This window comes from Mycobacterium pseudoshottsii JCM 15466 (assembly GCF_003584745.1).
Lineage (GTDB): Bacteria > Actinomycetota > Actinomycetes > Mycobacteriales > Mycobacteriaceae > Mycobacterium > Mycobacterium marinum.
The window spans coordinates 4,947,389-4,963,962 of sequence record NZ_AP018410.1; the positions used below are offsets into that span (position 1 = coordinate 4,947,389).

Here is a 16,574-nt window from a genome sequence, read left to right on the forward strand (position 1 = left end):
CGCCGGCCGATTGCGCCACTATAATTTCAGTTCTCAATCGTTCCATCTTGTCGTCCGGCGCCTGACGCCCGCCTACAGCCCTTCCCCGATCCGCCAAGCCAGGCATGAATCCAGCACCCATATCCCGTCCCGAAGCCCGCTATGGGCGGTCTCGACTCTCCGGTAGGTCGCGGCGCTACATCCTCATCGCTCTGGCGGTGTTGGTGGTGGTGGCCGGGACCGTGCTTGCCGTGATCGGCTACCAGCGGATCGTCACCAACGCCGTCACCGGCAAATTGACCGGCTACCGCGTGATCGATGAGCAGACGGCATCGGTGACGATCAGCGTGACGCGGTCAGACCCGTCACGGCCGGTCGATTGCATCGTGCGCGTCCGGGCCAAGGACGGTAGCGAGACCGGCCGGCGAGAGGTCCTGGTGCCGCCCTCGGACCAAACCACCGTGCAGGTGACGACGACCCTGAAATCGAGCAAGCCGCCGTTGATGGCGGACGTATACGGTTGCGGCACAGATGTGCCCGCTTACTTGCGCTCACCTTGACCGCGCAACAAACCCCGAACTGCGCATATGCAGTCACCGACTGTTAGCGCGGTGGTAACATGGCTAGATACACGGTCCTGACCGGGACCGTGTATTGCTGCATTAATGGCCGTGAGCAGAAGCGGAGTGGCAGCGACCGGGGTGGGGGCCCGCGTACGCCCGATACCGGGTTGATGCGGGATCAGCAACTTGCGCGCATGCGCCAAAAGACAACACAAGGAGCGCCACGAGATGACGGATACTCAGGTGACCTGGTTAACCCAGGAGTCACATGACCGACTCAAGGCCGAGCTCGATCACTTGATCGCCAATCGTCCGATCATCGCCGCCGAAATCAATGACCGCCGCGAAGAGGGCGACCTGCGCGAGAACGGCGGCTACCACGCCGCCCGCGAAGAGCAGGGCCAGCAAGAGGCCCGCATCCGCCAGCTGCAGGACCTGCTCAACAACGCCAAGGTCGGCGAAGCGCCCAAGCAGTCCGGTATCGCCCTGCCCGGTTCCGTGGTGAAGGTCTACTACAACGGCGACCAGTCCGATAGCGAGACATTCCTCATCGCCACCCGCCAAGAAGGCGTCAACGACGGCAAGCTCGAGGTGTACTCGCCGAATTCCCCGCTCGGTGGCGCCCTGATCGACGCCAAGGTCGGTGAGACCCGTAGCTACACCGTGCCCAACGGCAGCGTCATCGAGGTCACGCTGATCAGCGCCGAGCCCTACCACTCCTGACCTGACGAGCAGACACAGAATCGCACCCAGCGCGCGCTGCGCGTGCGATTCTGTGTCTGCTCGCGGGCTGCTCGCGCCGGGGTTAGCCCAGCGCCTGTTTGAGGTCGTCGAGGAGATCGGCAACGTCTTCGATACCGACCGACAGCCGCACCAGGTCATCGGGCACTTCCAGCTGCGAACCCGCGGTCGACGCGTGAGTCATCGCGCTGGGATGCTCGATCAGCGACTCCACACCGCCTAGTGATTCGGCCAGGATGAAGATGTTCGTCTTGGCGCACAGCTGTTCGGCGGCGGTGCGGCCGGCTCGCATCCGCACCGAAACCATGCCGCCAAACCCGCGCATCTGCCGCGCCGCCACGGCATGGCCGGGGTGACTGGGCAGCCCTGGGTACAACACGGTGCTGATCGCGGGATGTTCGGCGAGGAATTCCGCCACGGCAGCGGCATTTTCACTATGCCGCTGCATGCGCAGGACCAGGGTTTTCAGGCCGCGCATGGTCAGGTACACGTCGAACGGGCCCGGCACCGCGCCCGCCCCGTTCTGCAAGAAGGCAAAAGACTGGTCCAGCTCTTCGTCATTGGTCACCAGTGCGCCACCCACCACATCGGAGTGACCACCGATGTATTTGGTGGTGGAATGCAGCACCACGTCGGCGCCCAGCGATAGCGGCTGCTGCAGCGCCGGAGATGCGAAGGTGTTGTCCACCAGAACTTTCGCCGAGCTGTCCGCACCCAGCTGGGCGATGCCGGCGATGTCGGCGATCGACAGCAGCGGATTGGTCGGTGTTTCCACCCAAATCAGTCGGGTGGTTGGCCTTATCGCCGCACGCACCGCATCCAGATCCGCCAGGGCTACCGGTGTGTACTCGACGTTCCACCCGGTGAAGACCTTGTCAATCAACCGGAAGGTGCCGCCGTAGGCGTCGTCGGGGATGACGACATGGTCACCCGGTCGCAGCATTGCCCGCAGCGCGCAGTCGGCGGCGGCCATGCCGGAACTGAACGCACGCCCGAACGCCGCGTCTTCAACCGCGGCAAGCGCGGCTTCCAAGGCGGTGCGAGTCGGATTGCCGGTTCGCGCATACTCATAGCCGCCCCGAAGCCCGCCGACACCATCCTGGGCGAAGGTGCTGCTGGCATAGATCGGAGCGTTGACGGCTCCGGTCGCCGGGTCCGGGCGATAGCCGGAATGAATGGCTCGTGTTGCGAGTCCGGCGAACCGGTGCTGCGCCTTGTGATCGTCCTTCATCGATGACCAGCCTAATAGCGAACGCCACCCCGGCCGTAATCGCACGGCCGGGGTGGCGCTTTGCTAATCACTCACTGACACAAGTGAGTTGCGTTGCACTCAGAGCGGTAGGCAAACCGTCGTCATGATCTTGTCGGCAAGCGTCTGCCGCTTGGCGTCCCACAGCGGGAACAGGAACCCGATGTAGCAGATGATCGCGTCGACGATGTGCGCAAGCTGGCGCACCACCGACATTCCGAAGCCCAACGGCTCCCCCGTGGTTTCGCTGACCACCTTGAACTTCATGATCGACTTACCGATGCTCGAACCGGTGGTGCCTTGGCGGTAGCCGTAGTCCCATACCAGGTAGGCCAACCCCACCAGGGACAACAACCACTGCGCCAGCTGACCGATCATCGACGGCTGGGATACGCAGTACTGGCCAATGTCGTACTGACTGATGTCGGTCACGCACGACGAGGTCGTGGTCACCATCATGATCAGCCAGCCGATGCCGGTAACCACAACGTAGGGCGCGAAGTCGATGAGCGCGGCCAGCACGCGAGTGATCCACGGCGTGTAGGACTCCGCCGGCAGTGCACGAATCGCCGGCCCCGGTGGGGGCGGTGCGTATCCACCCGCCGACGGTGGTGGCGGCGGCGGGTAGCCACCTTCCAGCGGTGGTGGTGGCGGAGGCGGCGGATAAGCGCTGCCGCCGGGCGCCGACGGCGGCGGCGGGGGCGGCGGATAACCGCTGGTGCTGGGCGACGGGGGCGGTGGCGGCGGCGGGTAGCCGCCCCCGCTGGGCGCCGAGGGAGGCGGTGGTGCTTGGTACCCACCAGCGGGCGGCTCCGACCCACCGGAGGATCCGGGAGGCGGAGGCAGTGGGGGGTAAGACCCGCCGGGAGGCGGCTGATCGGTCATGGGCAACCTTCCACTCGGAATTAGCTGAAGTAGGCAGCCTTACAGTACCTGAGGTTGGCGGTCTGCGGAGAGATCAGGCTAGAGCTGCGCCCGAGCCGCGATTCGCGCCATTACCAGCATGGTTGGGCACCGTCGGGGAGGTAGCTACCAGCCGATTTTGTTCCTAGCCGACCTAAGTTGTGGCGCCACGGCGGACTAGCGCCGCAACGCCCCTTCGGAAAGGAATCCCAACAAGTCATACCGGGTGATGACCCCGACCGGCTTGCCCTCCTCGACGACCATCAAGGCATCCCAGTCCCGCAATGCCTTGCCTGCCACACCGACCAATTCACCGGCGCCGATCAGCTTCAGCGGCGGGCTCATGTGCTGGGAGACGGCGTCGGCCAGCTTGGCCTTGCCCGAGAATACAGCCGAGAGCAGTTCGCGTTCGGAAACGCTGCCGGCAACTTCACCGGCCATCACCGGCGGCTCGGCGCCGACCACCGGCATCTGCGACACGCCATATTCCCGCAGGATTCCGATGGCATCGCGCACCGTCTCGGAGGGGTGGGTGTGTACCAGAGCCGGCAACGCACCGGACTTGCGCCGCAGCACATCACCAACCGTGGACGCATCGGTCCTGCCGTCGAGGCGGCTGCGCAAGAAGCCGTACGACGACATCCACGCGTCGTTGAAGATCTTCGACATGTAACCGCGCCCGCCGTCGGGCAGCAGCACGACAACCAGCGCGTCGGGCCCTGCTTGTTCGGCGACCCGCAGGGCGGCCACCACCGCCATCCCGCAGGATCCGCCCACCAGCATCGCCTCTTCTCGGGCCAGCCGCCGGGTCATGTCAAAGGAGTCGGAGTCCGACACCGCGATGATCTCGTCGGGCACCGCGTGGTCGTAGGCCGCCGGCCAGAAGTCCTCGCCCACCCCCTCGACCAGGTAGGGCCGCCCGGTCCCGCCGGAATACACCGACCCCTCCGGGTCGGCGCCGATGACGCGGACTTTGCCGCCCGACACCTCCTTGAGGTAGCACCCCGCGCCGGTGATCGTTCCACCGGTGCCGATGCCGGCAACGAAATGCGTGATCTTGCCATCGGTATCGGCCCAGATCTCCGGGCCGGTGGTCGCGTAGTGGCTGGCCGGGCCTTCGGGGTTGGCGTACTGGTCGGGCTTCCACGCACCGTCGATTTCTCTGACCAGCCGGTCAGAGACGCTGTAGTAGCTGTCCGGATCCTCCGGCGGCACCGCCGTCGGGCACACCACCACCTCAGCGCCGTAGGCCCGCAAGACGTTTCGTTTGTCCTCGCTGACCTTGTCGGGGCAGACGAATACGCACTTGTAGCCCCGGTGCTGGGCGACCAGGGCCAAACCCACCCCGGTATTGCCCGACGTCGGCTCGACGATGGTGCCGCCGGGTCGCAGCGCTCCACTGGCCTCGGCCGCGTCGATCATCTTGATCGCGATCCGGTCCTTGGAGCTGCCGCCAGGGTTGAGATATTCGACCTTCGCCGCCACCGTGCCGATCCCGGCCGGAACGACCGCGTTCAGGCGAACCAGTGGTGTGCCGCCGATGAGATCACTGATGTGCTGGGCGATCCGCATGGGCTTCATCGTGTCAGGCCGGTCCCGGCGAACCACACTCCGGGTACGGCGCGACCCCCTAGCCGGTTGCCTCGCGGATGTAGTCGCCGATCTGACGCAGGGAGCGGGTCGCCTCGGGCAACAACGGCCCGGCGACCTGAAAGTCGTGCACCTGTCCCGGCCAGACACGCACCTCGGCGGGCACCCCGACCGCCGCCAACTTGCGCGCCGCCAGCTGGGCGTCGTGCAACAGCACCTCGGATCCCGACACGTGAATCAGGGTCCGCGGGAGACCCGGGCGGATGTGCTCGAGCGGCTCGTAGAGTTCCTCGGGTTTGCCGTCGACTTTGTTTTTAGCGGCCGCGCTAGCAACCAATTCACCAAGCGCGTCGAAAGCCTTCGGCGGGAACATCGCATCCCGCTTAATGTTGGGATGAGCCTTTTTCTGCTCCTTTGCTAGCTGCAGCAGTGGCGAGATCGCGACAAGGGCGGCCGGCTCCTCGCCTTCCTCCTGCAGCCGCTGCGCGAGAGTCAGCGCGAGATAGCCGCCGGCGGAGTCTCCGACCAACACGATCTGTTCCGGGTCGTAGCCCAACAACCTCAGCCAGCGGTAGCCGTCGTGGCAGTCATCGAGCGCCATACCGATCGAGTGTTTGGGCATCAGCCGATAGTTGACGATCAGAACGGGCGCGTCAGCAATCTTTGAAAACAGCTCGACCAACCGCCCGTGCGAGTTTGCTCCACAGGTCAGGAAGGCGCCGCCGTGGAGATAGAGGACCACGCGCCGGGTCCCGTCGGCGGGCAGCACGCCCGGCGCCCGAACCAGTTGCGCTGCCGCATTTGGCAAGCTCACCGCGGCCCTCACGGTGGCAGACGCCGGGACCAAAGCCTTCGCGGCGTGATCGATGAGGCCCCATGGCCAAGGTAGATTCGGCACGTGGCTACCGACCGCCAACACCGGCCGAATGGTCAGCCGCGAGGCAAGCGTCGCGACCCGCGCAGCAACGCTCGGGACCGACTCGACAACCTCGACCGGAGCGCCATCACTGATGGCGAATCTGCGTGCCTCAAGTCTACGTGTCTTGAGTACGTCTCGTGGGCGAATGGCATGGATAGGGTTACTGGGGACCCTGCTAGGTGCGGTCATGCGCAACACTTCCTACGTCGTTGTAGTCCGATAAGGCATGTGATGGAGCGGCCAAGCGTTCGGATTGAACCTGCTCCCCCGAGCGATTTGCCAACTCCTCCGACTTAGCTTGACAGCTTACTTCTTAAACAACGCTTAATGAGTCTGATTCGATACCACAATTGATCCACAACGTAATTCACCTGTTTTGTCAGGTAGACCCGCAAACAGAGAAGCCGATCTAAACTGATCGCGTGGGCATACGCGTGCCGCGGCGTTCGACGATCGCTCTGGCCACAGCGGGTGCACTCGCCTCGACAGGTACGGCCTATCTGGGCGCACGCAACTTGCTGGTCGGTCAGGCTACGCACGCGCGCACCATCATCCCCAAAGCCTGGGACGTACCTCCCCGTGCCGATGGGGTCTACTCCCGCGGCGGTGGGCCGGTGCAGCGCTGGCGCCGCGGAACCCCCTTTGACCTTCACCTGATGATGTTCGGCGACTCCACGGCGTGCGGATACGGCTGTGGCAGCCCCGAGGAAGTGCCGGGCGTGGTGATGGCACGCAAGCTCGCCGAGCAGACCGGCAAGCGGGTGCGGTTGAGCACCAAAGCCCTGGTCGGCGCCACCTCAAAAGGCGTGTGCGGTCAGGTCGACGCGATGTTTGTGGCCGGACCGCCACCGGACGCCGCGATCATCATCATCGGCGCCAACGACATAACAGCACTCAACGGGATCGGCCCCTCCGCGGAACGGCTTGGCTCGGTGGTACGCAAGCTGCGCCCGCGGCGCAATCGTGGTGGTCGGCACGTGCCCGGACTTCAGTGTCATCACCGCAATACCGCAACCGTTGCGGTCCCTGGCTCACACGCGGGGAAGCCAGCTCGCCCGCGCTCAGACCGCCGCCGTCAAGGCGGCCGGCGGGGTGCCGGTTCCGCTCGCCAATCTGCTGGCACGCCAATTCCGGGCCGAACCCGAACGGATGTTCTCCGCCGACCGATATCACCCATCCGCAACGGCGTACGCCCTGGCGGCCGATCAGCTGCTCCTCAGTCTGCGCGATGCGTTACGCGAAAAGATCGGGAGCGCAATGCTTCCCGTGCCGTCGCGGCCTAGCTTCCGCACCAGCAGCCAGGAGCGTTCCCGGGGCGCCATCGTCACCCGGCTGTGGCGGCGCCCGGTCCCGGTGGTTGGTGGACCCGTCGCGATCCCGGCTAGCGGCTAGTCGGGCAACGGGCCGCTGCACGACCCGAATCGTCACCAGGCTCGTCGTCAGGCTAGATTCGGCTTCGCCACACCCCAATGGAGGGAGCTGTTATGCCAGAAGCCGTCATCGTCTCAACAGCCCGCTCGCCGATCGGCCGCGCCATGAAAGGGTCGCTGGTCAGCATGCGCCCCGACGACTTGGCCGTGCAGATGGTGCGCGCCGCGTTGGACAAAGTGCCCGCGCTGAACCCGCACCAGATCGACGATCTGATCATGGGCTGCGGCCTCCCGGGAGGTGAGTCCGGCTTCAATATCGGGCGCGTCGTCGCCGTGGCGCTGGGCTACGACTTTCTGCCGGGGACCACGGTCAACCGGTACTGCTCGTCTTCACTGCAGACCACCCGGATGGCGTTTCATGCGATCAAGGCCGGCGAGGGCGACGCGTTCATCTCCGCGGGCGTAGAGACCGTGTCCCGGTTCGGCAAAGGCAACTCCGACTCGCTGCCCGACACCAAGAACCCCCTCTTCGATGAGGCCCAGGAACGCACCGCCGCCGCGGCCGCGGGTGCCGAGGAATGGCATGACCCGCGCGCTGACGGAAATCTGCCTGACGTCTACATCGCCATGGGTCAGACCGCTGAAAACGTCGCGATCATTTCGGGCATCAGCCGCGAAGACCAAGACCACTGGGGTGTGCGCAGCCAAAACCGTGCCGAAGAGGCGATCAAGAGCGGCTTTTTCGAACGGGAGATCTCCCCGGTGACGCTTCCCGACGGCACCACGGTCAGCACCGATGATGGCCCGCGCGCGGGTACCACCTACGAAAAGGTCAGCCAACTCAAGCCGGTGTTTCGGCCCAACGGCACAGTGACCGCCGGCAACGCCTGTCCACTCAACGACGGCGCCGCGGCAGTGGTGATCACCAGCGACACCAAGGCCAAGGAGCTGGGCCTGACGCCGTTGGCGCGCATCGTGTCCACCGGCGTGAGCGGTCTGTCCCCGGAGATCATGGGCCTTGGCCCCATCGAGGCTTGCAAGAAGGCGCTACAGCGGGCGGGTATGTCCATCAGCGACATCGACTTGGTCGAGATCAATGAAGCGTTCGCGGTGCAGGTGCTGGGCTCGGCCCGGGAGTTGGGCATCGACGAGGACAAGCTGAACGTCTCTGGCGGAGCGATCGCCCTGGGACACCCGTTCGGCATGACCGGCGCCCGCATCACCACCACCTTGCTCAACAATCTGCAGACCCACGACAAGACGTTCGGCCTGGAGACCATGTGCGTCGGTGGCGGCCAGGGCATGGCCATGGTGATCGAGCGGCTGAGCTAGCGCCTCAGGCACCGACGTCGAGCGTGCGCCCAGGGCGGTGAGTGTGCGCCCTGGGCTGCGAAACTCGGGTCAGCCCGCCACCAGCACACGCTCGGGGCCACCACCGCACACTCAAGAGACCAAGCGGACACACGAAAAAGCCGACACATATGTGCCGGCTTTTCTCGTCGAGCCGAGACTAGTCGTTCTGCAGATAACTCAGCAGACGCAGGATCTCGATGTAGAGCCAGACCAGCGTCACGGTCAGGCCCAGCGCGATACCCCACGCCGCCTTCTCCGGCGCTCCGGCCCGGATCATCTGGTCAGCGGCGTCGAAGTCGATCAGGAAGCTGAACGCCGCGATACCGATGACCACCAGTGAGAACAGGATCGCCAGCGGTCCACCGCTGCGCAGGCCCAGGCCCTCGCCGCCGCCGAACATCCCCAGCAGGAAGTTGCCGAGCATGAGGGCCAGCGCCCCGAACATGACGGCCACGATCATGCGAGTGAACCGAGGCGTGACTCGGATAGCCCCGGTCTTGTAGACGACCAGCATACCGAAGAACACGCCGAGCGTGCCCAGGACCGCCTCCCCGATGAGCACTCCCGCGTTGGCGGACCCCACCGTGTAGGCGGCCAAAACGAACGAAACGGCGCCAAGGAACAGACCCTCCAGCGCGGCGTAGCTGAGCACGATCGCCGGGTTGTCTTGTTTGCGACCGAAGGTCGCGACCAGCACCAGCGCCAGCCCGCCGAGCGCGCCGACCAGGGTCAGCGGCATCGCCAGCGCGATGTTCTGGGCAACCAGGAAGTAGGAAACGACTGCCGTCGCGGACAGCATGGCCAGCGTCAGGCCAGTCTTGGTCACGACGTCGTCGATGGTCAGTGGCCGGGTCGTCCCAGCGTCACGAGTCTCCTGGTAGGGGGCCATGTAGGGGTCGCCGGCATATCCCGCCCCTGCTCCCGTACCGAATTGCGCGTATCCGCCCCGCTGCTTCGGCAGCGAGCGGAATACCGGGTTACTTGTCTCCCGCACCGTCGGATCCTCTCTTATGGCTATGGGTTCGAGCTGTGCGAACAACTGCTCAACGATCAGTGGCCCGCGCGGGTTCCCAACGCACCTGCCGGTTTTCTGTTTTCCGGACTCGTGCCCAACCGCGCCGCTGTCGTCCGGCTAACGATAAACCTTAGCCCCGGGGCCACCCAGGAGCGAGTCACGATCTAGATTGCTGGTCAAACTCTTGGACGATTCCCTGGAGGGGAGATCTAGCGTGACCGAAGCCGTGACCGGCGAGTCCGACGAAGTTCTGACCCGCGTCGACGGCGGTGTCGGCTTTATTACCCTCAACCGCCCCAAAGCGATCAACTCGCTGAACCAGACAATGGTGGACCTGCTGAGCACGGTGCTCACCCGCTGGGAGCGCGACGGCGAGGTACGCGCGGTGGTGGTCTCCGGAGCCGGCGAACGCGGATTGTGTGCCGGCGGTGATGTGGTGGCCGTCTATCACAGTGCCCGCAAGGACGGGGCCGAAGCGCGGCGGTTCTGGCGCGACGAGTATCTGATGAACGGCCAGATCGGCCGGTTCAGCAAGCCGTATGTGGCCTTGATGGACGGCATCGTGATGGGCGGCGGCGTGGGCGTGAGCGCCCACGGCGACATCCGGGTGGTGACCGATACCTCCAAGGTCGCGATGCCCGAGGTCGGTATCGGGTTCATTCCCGACGTCGGCGGGGCGTACCTGCTGTCGCGGGCCCCCGGCGCCCTGGGGTTGCACGCGGCACTCACCGGAGCACCCTTCTCCGGTGCCGACGCCATCGCACTGGGGTTCGCCGACCACTTCGTGCCGCACGCCGAACTCGGCGCCTTCAGCGCGGCCATCGCCTCCGACGGAATCGAGAGCGCGCTGGCCCACCACGCCGTCGAACCGCCACCCAGCGGTCTCGCCGCCCAACGCGGCTGGATCGACGAGTGCTATGCGGGTGATATGGTCGCCGACATCATCGCCGCACTGCGCGGCCACGATGCCGGCCCGGCCAACGACGCCGCCAATGTGATTGCCAGCCGCTCCCCCATCGCACTGTCGGTGACGTTGGAGGCGGTGCGCCGTGCAGCCAAGCTGGAAACGCTCGAAGACGTCTTGGTCCAGGACTATCGGGTGTCCTCGGCGTCGTTGCGCTCGCACGACCTGGTGGAGGGCATCCGCGCACAGTTGATCGATAAGGACCGCAATCCGAAATGGTCGCCGGCGACGTTCGCCGAGATCACCGAGTCCGACGTCGCAGCGTATTTCGCGCCGGTCGACGACGACTTGAGTTTCTAGAAAGGCAGGTCATGAGCTACGAAACCATCCTGGTCGAGCGCGACCAGCGAGTCGGCATCATCACCCTGAACCGGCCACAGGCCCTCAACGCGCTCAACAGCCAGGTGATGAACGAAGTCACCAGCGCTGCGGCCGAGCTGGACAACGATCCCGGCATCGGGGCGATCATCATCACCGGCTCAGCCAAGGCATTTGCCGCCGGAGCCGACATCAAGGAAATGGCGGACCTGACGTTCTCCGAAGCGTTCGACGCCGACTTCTTCGCCGCCTGGGGCAAACTGGCCGCCGTCCGCACCCCGACCATCGCCGCGGTGGCCGGGTACGCGCTCGGTGGCGGTTGCGAGGTAGCCATGATGTGCGACCTGATCATCGCCGCCGATACCGCGAAGTTCGGCCAACCCGAGATCAAACTCGGCGTCCTGCCGGGGATGGGCGGCTCACAGCGGTTGACCCGGGCGATCGGCAAGGCCAAAGCCATGGATCTGATCCTGACCGGGCGCACCATCGACGCCGCCGAAGCGGAGCGCAGTGGTCTGGTGTCACGGGTGGTGCCGGCCGACGACCTGCTCACCGAGGCAAAGGCGGTGGCCACCACCATTTCGCAGATGTCGCGGTCAGCGGCCCGAATGGCCAAGGAAGCCGTGAACCGCACGTTCGAAGCAACCCTGGCCGAGGGACTTCTCTACGAACGTCGCCTCATCCACTCCGCCTTCGGGACAGCCGATCAGTCCGAAGGGATGGCGGCGTTCATCGAGAAGCGCCCGCCCAATTTCACCCACCGATAGGTGACGCACCGATGAGCGACATGGATTCCGCAACCAGTACCGACGCCAGCGACGAAGCGGCACCGGCGGCCGACGAGTCGGTTGAGACTTCCGGCAGCGGGGAAACCGCCGCGCCGAAGACGACTCGCAACGCCTGGTGGGTTCGCCACTACACCTTTACCGGCAGCGCGGTCGGCTTGATTTTTCTGTGGTTTTCCATGACGCCATCGCTGCTGCCCCGCGGCCCACTGTTTCAGGGTCTGGTCAGCGGCATCTCCGGGGCAATCGGATACGGCCTGGGTGTTTTCGCCGTCTGGCTGGTCCGATACATGCGCTCGCAAGACGACAGCCCACCGCCGCCCCGCTGGGTGTGGCCGCCGCTCATCGCGGTCGGCGGGGTTGGCATCGTGCTCATGGCGATCTGGTTCCACTTCTGGCAGGACGATGTGCGCGACCTGATGGGCGTTGTACACCTGAAGTGGTACGACTACCCGTTGACCGCGGTGGTATCGCTGATCGTGCTGTTCGCGTTCGTCGAAGTCGGTCAGTTCATCCGCCGGCTGTTCAGTTTTCTGGTTCGCCAGCTCGACCGGATCGCACCATTTCGCCTGTCGGCGACCATCGTGGTGGTGCTGCTGGTAACTCTGACGATCACGGTGCTCAACGGTGTGGTGCTCAAGTTCGCGATGCATTCCATGAACAGCACCTTCGCCTCGGTCAACGACGAGTTGGATCCCAATAGCGCACCGCCGAATACCGCACTGCGATCCGGAGGACCGCAGTCATTGGTTTCGTGGGAATCCCTGGGGCATCAGGGCCGGGTCTTCGTCGAGGGTGGGCCAAGCCGGGCCGATCTCACCGCGTTCAACGGTTCCCCCGCCACCGAGCCGATCCGGGCCTATGCCGGGTTGAACTCGGCGAACGGGATCATCGCGACCGCGGAGCTGGCGGCGCGGGAGTTGCAGCGCACCGGTGGTCTGCAGCGCGCGGTGGTCGCGGTCGCGACGACCACCGGAACCGGCTGGATCAACGAGGCGGAAGCCTCCGCGCTCGAGTACATGTACAACGGCAATACCGCGATCGTGAGCATGCAGTATTCCTATCTGCCGAGCTGGCTGTCGTTCCTGGTGGACAAGGAGAACGCCCGACAGGCCGGCCAGGCCCTGTTCGAGGCCGTGGACAAGCTGATCCGGCAGATGCCGGAGTTTCAGCGCCCCAAGCTCGTCGTATTCGGTGAGAGTTTGGGTTCCTTCGGCGGCGAAGCACCGTTCATGAACCTCAACAACATCCTCGCCCGCACCGACGGGGCGTTGTTCAGCGGACCGACGTTCAACAACACCGTCTGGACCGAGCTGACCGCCAACCGCGATCCCGGTTCCCCGGAGTGGTTGCCCATCTACGACGACGGCTACAACGTGCGGTTCATCGCCCGCGCCAGTGATCTGCAGCGCCCGGACGCGCCGTGGGGCAAACCGCGGGTGGTGTATCTGCAGCACGCCTCCGACCCCATCGCGTGGTGGACGCCGGACCTGCTCTTCAGCGAGCCGGACTGGCTACGCGAGAAACGCGGCTATGACGTACTGCCCCAAACGCGGTGGATCCCGTTGGTGACCTTCCTGCAAGTGTCTGCGGACATGGCGGTGGCCGTGGACGTTCCCGACGGGCATGGACACCGCTACGTCAGCAACGTCGCCAACGGCTGGGCCGCGGTCTTGTCGCCGCCGGGCTGGACCCCCGAGAAAACCGAGCGGCTACGACCGCTGCTGCGCGCCGACTAGCGGCTGCGGCGTAGGACGCCGATCGGGCCGTCCCAGCATCGTCTCGCGGTGAGACGCGACCAGTGGCCGCAGGGTGTCGTCGCCGCTGGTCGCGCCACCCGTGGTGAGACAACCGCACGCCCGGGGTTAGAGGGTCCCCACTCAACTTTTCACGATGCCACCCATTCCGCACATACGGCCCTGACCTGCAGATTAACGTGGCCCAGTTCGTCTGGGACTTCTCCGCAATGGGTTGATTAGGTGGGTGGGCTGTGTCGTTTGTGAATGTGACTCCCGAGGCGGTCGCTGCGGCGGCGTCGGATTTGACGGGGATCGGGTCGGTACTTGGTGAGGCCAATGCGGTCGCGGCGAGGGCGACGACGACGGTGCCGGCCGCGGGCGGAGATGAGGTGTCGGCGGCGATCGCCGCGCTGTTTTCCTTCCACGGTCAGAGCTATCAGACACTCGGCGCGCAAGGCGAGGCGTTTCATGCCCAGTTTGCGCAGCTGATGGCCAACGGCGCGGGGACCTACGCCAGCGCCGAGGCCGCCAACGCCGCGCCATTTCAGGGTCTGCTCGGCGCCGTCAATGCGCCCGTGCAAACCCTGACCGGACGGCCGCTGATCGGCAACGGCGCCAACGGCGCCCCCGGTACCGGAGCCAACGGTGGCGCGGGCGGCTGGCTGATCGGTAACGGCGGGGCCGGGGGCTCGGGTGCGCCCGGGCTAAACGGCGGTGCCGGCGGGGCGGCCGGGTTGATTGGTACCGGAGGCGCCGGCGGGGCCGGCGGGAGTTCATCGACGGTCAACGGTGGAGTCGGCGGAACCGGCGGGGCCGGCGGTTGGCTGTTGGGCAATGGCGGCGCGGGCGGTGCGGGTGGCGCCAGCGCGATCCCGCTCGGCCCGGACCTCATCGGCAAGGGTGGCGCCGGAGGGGCCGGCGGGTCCGGCGGGTTGTTCGGTGCTGGCGGGCTGGGCGGGGCCGGCGGGTTCGGCGGGTTGTTCGGTGCTGGCGGGCTGGGCGGGGCCGGCGGGTTCGGCGGTAGCGCCGGTGGCGCCGGGGGTCAGGGCGGGGCTGGCGGGCTGTTGTCCGGTTTGGTTGGTGCTGGCGGCGGCCACGGCGGTACCGGCGGGTACGGCGGCGGTGCTGGCGGGGCCGGCGGCAACGCGGGCCTGCTGGCCGGTACCGGCGGCGCCGGCGGGGCCGGTGCTACCGGAGGCGGGAACACGGGTGGGATCGGCGGGGACGGCGGCAGCGCGGGCATGCTGTTCTCCAACGGCGGGGCCGGCGGCGCCGGCGGCGCCAGCGAACTTGCCGACGGGGGTGCCGGCGGCGCCGGTGGTAACGGCGGGTGGCTGCTCTCCAACGGCGGGGTCGGCGGGGCCGGCGGGGCCGGGGCGGATGCGGTAGGCCCTCCGTTCGGCATACCCGCTGGTAGCGGAGGCGGCGGTGGCGCCGGCGGTGGGGGTGGCGTGTTCTTCGGAAACGGCGGCGCTGGCGGCGCCGGCGGTACCGGCGGCGGTATCGGCGGGGCAGGTGGTGCGGCCGGCAACGGGGTGCTGATCGGTAACGGCGGCAACGGCGGTATCGGCGGGGCCGGCTTGACTCCGGGCGCCGACGGCATTGGTGGGACCAGTGGGCTGGTGCTGGGTCTGGACGGCTTCAACGCCCCAGCAAGCACCTCACCCCTGCACACCCTGCACACCCTGCAACAACAAGCACTCAACGCCATCAACGCACCCGTCGAGGCCGCGACCGGACGCCCGCTCATCGGCAACGGCACCCCCGGAGCAGCCGGCAGCGGAGCCGACGGAACCGCCGGCGGATGGCTACTCGGCGACGGCGGCGCCGGCGGATCCAGCACGGCGGGTTCCGGCCTCGACGGCGGCACCGGCGGGGCCGCCGGGCTGTGGGGCACCGGCGGGACCGGCGGGTCCGGCGGGTCCGGCGGGTCCGGCGGGTCCGGCGGAACCGACTCCATCAGCGGCATTGCCGGTGGTGACGGGGGTGCCGGAGGGGCCGGCGGGTGGCTGTCAGGCACCGGTGGGGCCGGAGGGTCCGGTGGGGCCGGCGGGCTGCTGGGCGCCGGCGGAACCGGCGGAACCGGCGCGATCGGAGGATTCAGCGGGCTATTGGCATCCGGTGACGGCGGTGCCGGCGGGGCCGGCGGGGCCGGCGGGCTGCTGGGCGGCCTGGTCGGTGCCGGTGGCGGCGACGGCGGGGCCGGCGGCACCGGCGGATTCCACGGGGATGCCGTGACTGGGACTGCCGGGGCCGGCGGGACCGGTGGGGCCGGCGGCGACGCCGGACTGCTCGGCGGTCCCGGCGGGGCGGGCGGCACCGGTGGGACCGGAGGTCCCAACATCGACGCTGGCGGGGTATTGGGTGCACCCGGAAATAGCGGCGCCGGCGGGGCCGGCGGCAACGCCGGGACGCTGTTCGGCAGTGGCGGTGTCGGTGGTGACGGCGGCAGCGACCACGGCAATGGTGGAGACGGTGGCGGGGGCGGCAACGCCGGTCTGTTGTTCTCCGACGCCGGTGGCGGCGGGTTCGGCGGGTTCGGCCTGGCCGGCGGCGGCGGGACCGGTGGGTCTGGTGGCGATGCCGGCTGGCTGGGCAGCGGCGGGGCCGGCGGAGCCGGTGGAATCAGCGTCAACGGCGACGCGGGCGCCGGTGGGGCCGGTGGTACCAGCGGCCAGTTATTGGGCGACGGCGGCGCCGGCGGCGCGGGCGGTGAGGCCGAGCTGGCCGCAGGTGGCACTGGAGGATCAGGCGGGGTTGGCGGCGACGCGGTACTGATCGGGGCGGGCGGCAACGGCGGCAACGGCGGACCGGGCACCGCCAAGGGCGACCCGGGATCCGGCGGGGCCGGCGGGCTGCTCGGCGTGGACGGGCTCAACGGCTTGTCCTGAGGCCGCGCGGCGGTACGCGCCGCAACCTGGATGCGGCGCCGAGCTCGGGCGGCTCCATACACCAACGGGCCGATGTAATCCCCCACGACCGTCACGATTCGTGCTGACCAATTCGGTGGAAACACCGCGTTCCTCATTGCCATTGTGGTCGACTTTGCCCAGCACAGGTGTTGGCGAGCGCCGGTCGGGTAGTCG

13 protein-coding genes are annotated in these 16,574 nt (G+C 67.1%); 8 read left to right on the forward strand and 5 right to left on the reverse strand.

Annotated features, from left to right (window positions below):
* The first annotated feature begins 104 nt into the window (after positions 1-104).
* Together MPSD_RS22465 and greA are read left to right on the forward strand one after the other, a co-directional pair.
* On the forward strand, positions 105-539 hold the full coding sequence (locus MPSD_RS22465) for a DUF4307 domain-containing protein (protein ID WP_086085682.1): 435 nt from the start codon (positions 105-107) through the stop codon (positions 537-539).
* A gap of 231 nt (positions 540-770) precedes the next feature.
* Positions 771-1,265: a transcription elongation factor GreA gene (gene greA / locus MPSD_RS22470; protein WP_011738576.1), complete on the forward strand. Its 495-nt coding sequence runs from the start codon at positions 771-773 to the stop codon at positions 1,263-1,265.
* An 82-nt stretch (positions 1,266-1,347) separates the two neighbouring features.
* Here the strand turns inward: greA and MPSD_RS22475 are convergent, their stop codons facing one another.
* From MPSD_RS22475 to MPSD_RS22490, 4 genes are all read right to left on the reverse strand, one after another.
* Positions 1,348-2,514: a cystathionine gamma-synthase gene (locus MPSD_RS22475; RefSeq protein ID WP_020786230.1), complete on the reverse strand. Its 1,167-nt coding sequence runs from the start codon at positions 2,512-2,514 to the stop codon at positions 1,348-1,350.
* 99 nt (positions 2,515-2,613) lie between these two features.
* Positions 2,614-3,417, reverse strand: a complete 804-nt coding sequence (locus MPSD_RS22480) for an RDD family protein (protein WP_086085683.1) — start codon at positions 3,415-3,417, stop codon at positions 2,614-2,616.
* A 195-nt stretch (positions 3,418-3,612) separates the two neighbouring features.
* The gene (locus tag MPSD_RS22485) at positions 3,613-5,007 is read right to left on the reverse strand and encodes a cystathionine beta-synthase (RefSeq protein WP_036426325.1); all 1,395 of its coding nucleotides are present in this window, start codon (positions 5,005-5,007) and stop codon (positions 3,613-3,615) included.
* 58 nt (positions 5,008-5,065) lie between these two features.
* A complete protein-coding gene (locus MPSD_RS22490; RefSeq protein WP_086085684.1) occupies positions 5,066-6,133 on the reverse strand; it encodes an alpha/beta hydrolase in 1,068 nt (355 codons plus the stop codon).
* Positions 6,134-6,603: 470 nt separating this feature from the next.
* Between MPSD_RS22490 and MPSD_RS22495 the strand changes: the two genes are divergently transcribed.
* Entirely contained in the window at positions 6,604-7,227 is a 624-nt protein-coding gene (locus MPSD_RS22495; protein WP_476703749.1) for a GDSL-type esterase/lipase family protein, read from the forward strand.
* 201 nt (positions 7,228-7,428) lie between these two features.
* Entirely contained in the window at positions 7,429-8,646 is a 1,218-nt protein-coding gene (locus MPSD_RS22500) for an acetyl-CoA C-acetyltransferase (RefSeq protein ID WP_015356919.1), read from the forward strand.
* A 178-nt stretch (positions 8,647-8,824) separates the two neighbouring features.
* On the opposite strand, the gene MPSD_RS22505 is transcribed toward MPSD_RS22500, so the two are convergent.
* On the reverse strand, positions 8,825-9,661 hold the full coding sequence (locus tag MPSD_RS22505; RefSeq protein WP_086085685.1) for a Bax inhibitor-1/YccA family protein: 837 nt from the start codon (positions 9,659-9,661) through the stop codon (positions 8,825-8,827).
* Between the two features lie 247 nt (positions 9,662-9,908).
* Between MPSD_RS22505 and MPSD_RS22510 the strand changes: the two genes are divergently transcribed.
* The 4 genes from MPSD_RS22510 to MPSD_RS22525 all read left to right on the forward strand — a co-directional run bounded on the left by MPSD_RS22510 (position 9,909) and on the right by MPSD_RS22525 (position 16,379).
* Positions 9,909-10,946 carry an enoyl-CoA hydratase/isomerase family protein gene (locus MPSD_RS22510; RefSeq protein WP_086085686.1) on the forward strand — a complete coding sequence of 346 codons (1,038 nt, stop codon included), beginning with the start codon at positions 9,909-9,911 and terminating at the stop codon, positions 10,944-10,946.
* A gap of 11 nt (positions 10,947-10,957) precedes the next feature.
* Entirely contained in the window at positions 10,958-11,731 is a 774-nt protein-coding gene (locus tag MPSD_RS22515; RefSeq protein ID WP_020786225.1) for an enoyl-CoA hydratase, read from the forward strand.
* 11 nt (positions 11,732-11,742) lie between these two features.
* Complete coding sequence (locus tag MPSD_RS22520) at positions 11,743-13,488, forward strand: alpha/beta hydrolase (RefSeq protein ID WP_020786224.1); 1,746 nt, start codon at positions 11,743-11,745, stop codon at positions 13,486-13,488.
* A gap of 251 nt (positions 13,489-13,739) precedes the next feature.
* The gene (locus MPSD_RS22525) at positions 13,740-16,379 is read left to right on the forward strand and encodes a PE family protein (RefSeq protein WP_119571746.1); all 2,640 of its coding nucleotides are present in this window, start codon (positions 13,740-13,742) and stop codon (positions 16,377-16,379) included.
* The last annotated feature ends 195 nt before the right edge of the window (positions 16,380-16,574 follow it).

What these genes read in the sequence shown, in the direction of transcription:
- MPSD_RS22465 (WP_086085682.1), top strand. Translation starts at nt 105, where the DNA reads ATGAATCCAGCACCCATATCCCGTCCCGAAGCCCGCTATGGGCGGTCT.
- greA (WP_011738576.1), top strand. Translation starts at nt 771, where the DNA reads ATGACGGATACTCAGGTGACCTGGTTAACCCAGGAGTCACATGACCGA.
- MPSD_RS22475 (WP_020786230.1), bottom strand. Translation starts at nt 2,514, where the DNA reads ATGAAGGACGATCACAAGGCGCAGCACCGGTTCGCCGGACTCGCAACA.
- MPSD_RS22480 (WP_086085683.1), bottom strand. Translation starts at nt 3,417, where the DNA reads ATGACCGATCAGCCGCCTCCCGGCGGGTCTTACCCCCCACTGCCTCCG.
- MPSD_RS22485 (WP_036426325.1), bottom strand. Translation starts at nt 5,007, where the DNA reads ATGCGGATCGCCCAGCACATCAGTGATCTCATCGGCGGCACACCACTG.
- MPSD_RS22490 (WP_086085684.1), bottom strand. Translation starts at nt 6,133, where the DNA reads ATGACCGCACCTAGCAGGGTCCCCAGTAACCCTATCCATGCCATTCGC.
- MPSD_RS22495 (WP_476703749.1), top strand. Translation starts at nt 6,604, where the DNA reads ATGTTCGGCGACTCCACGGCGTGCGGATACGGCTGTGGCAGCCCCGAG.
- MPSD_RS22500 (WP_015356919.1), top strand. Translation starts at nt 7,429, where the DNA reads ATGCCAGAAGCCGTCATCGTCTCAACAGCCCGCTCGCCGATCGGCCGC.
- MPSD_RS22515 (WP_020786225.1), top strand. Translation starts at nt 10,958, where the DNA reads ATGAGCTACGAAACCATCCTGGTCGAGCGCGACCAGCGAGTCGGCATC.
- MPSD_RS22520 (WP_020786224.1), top strand. Translation starts at nt 11,743, where the DNA reads ATGAGCGACATGGATTCCGCAACCAGTACCGACGCCAGCGACGAAGCG.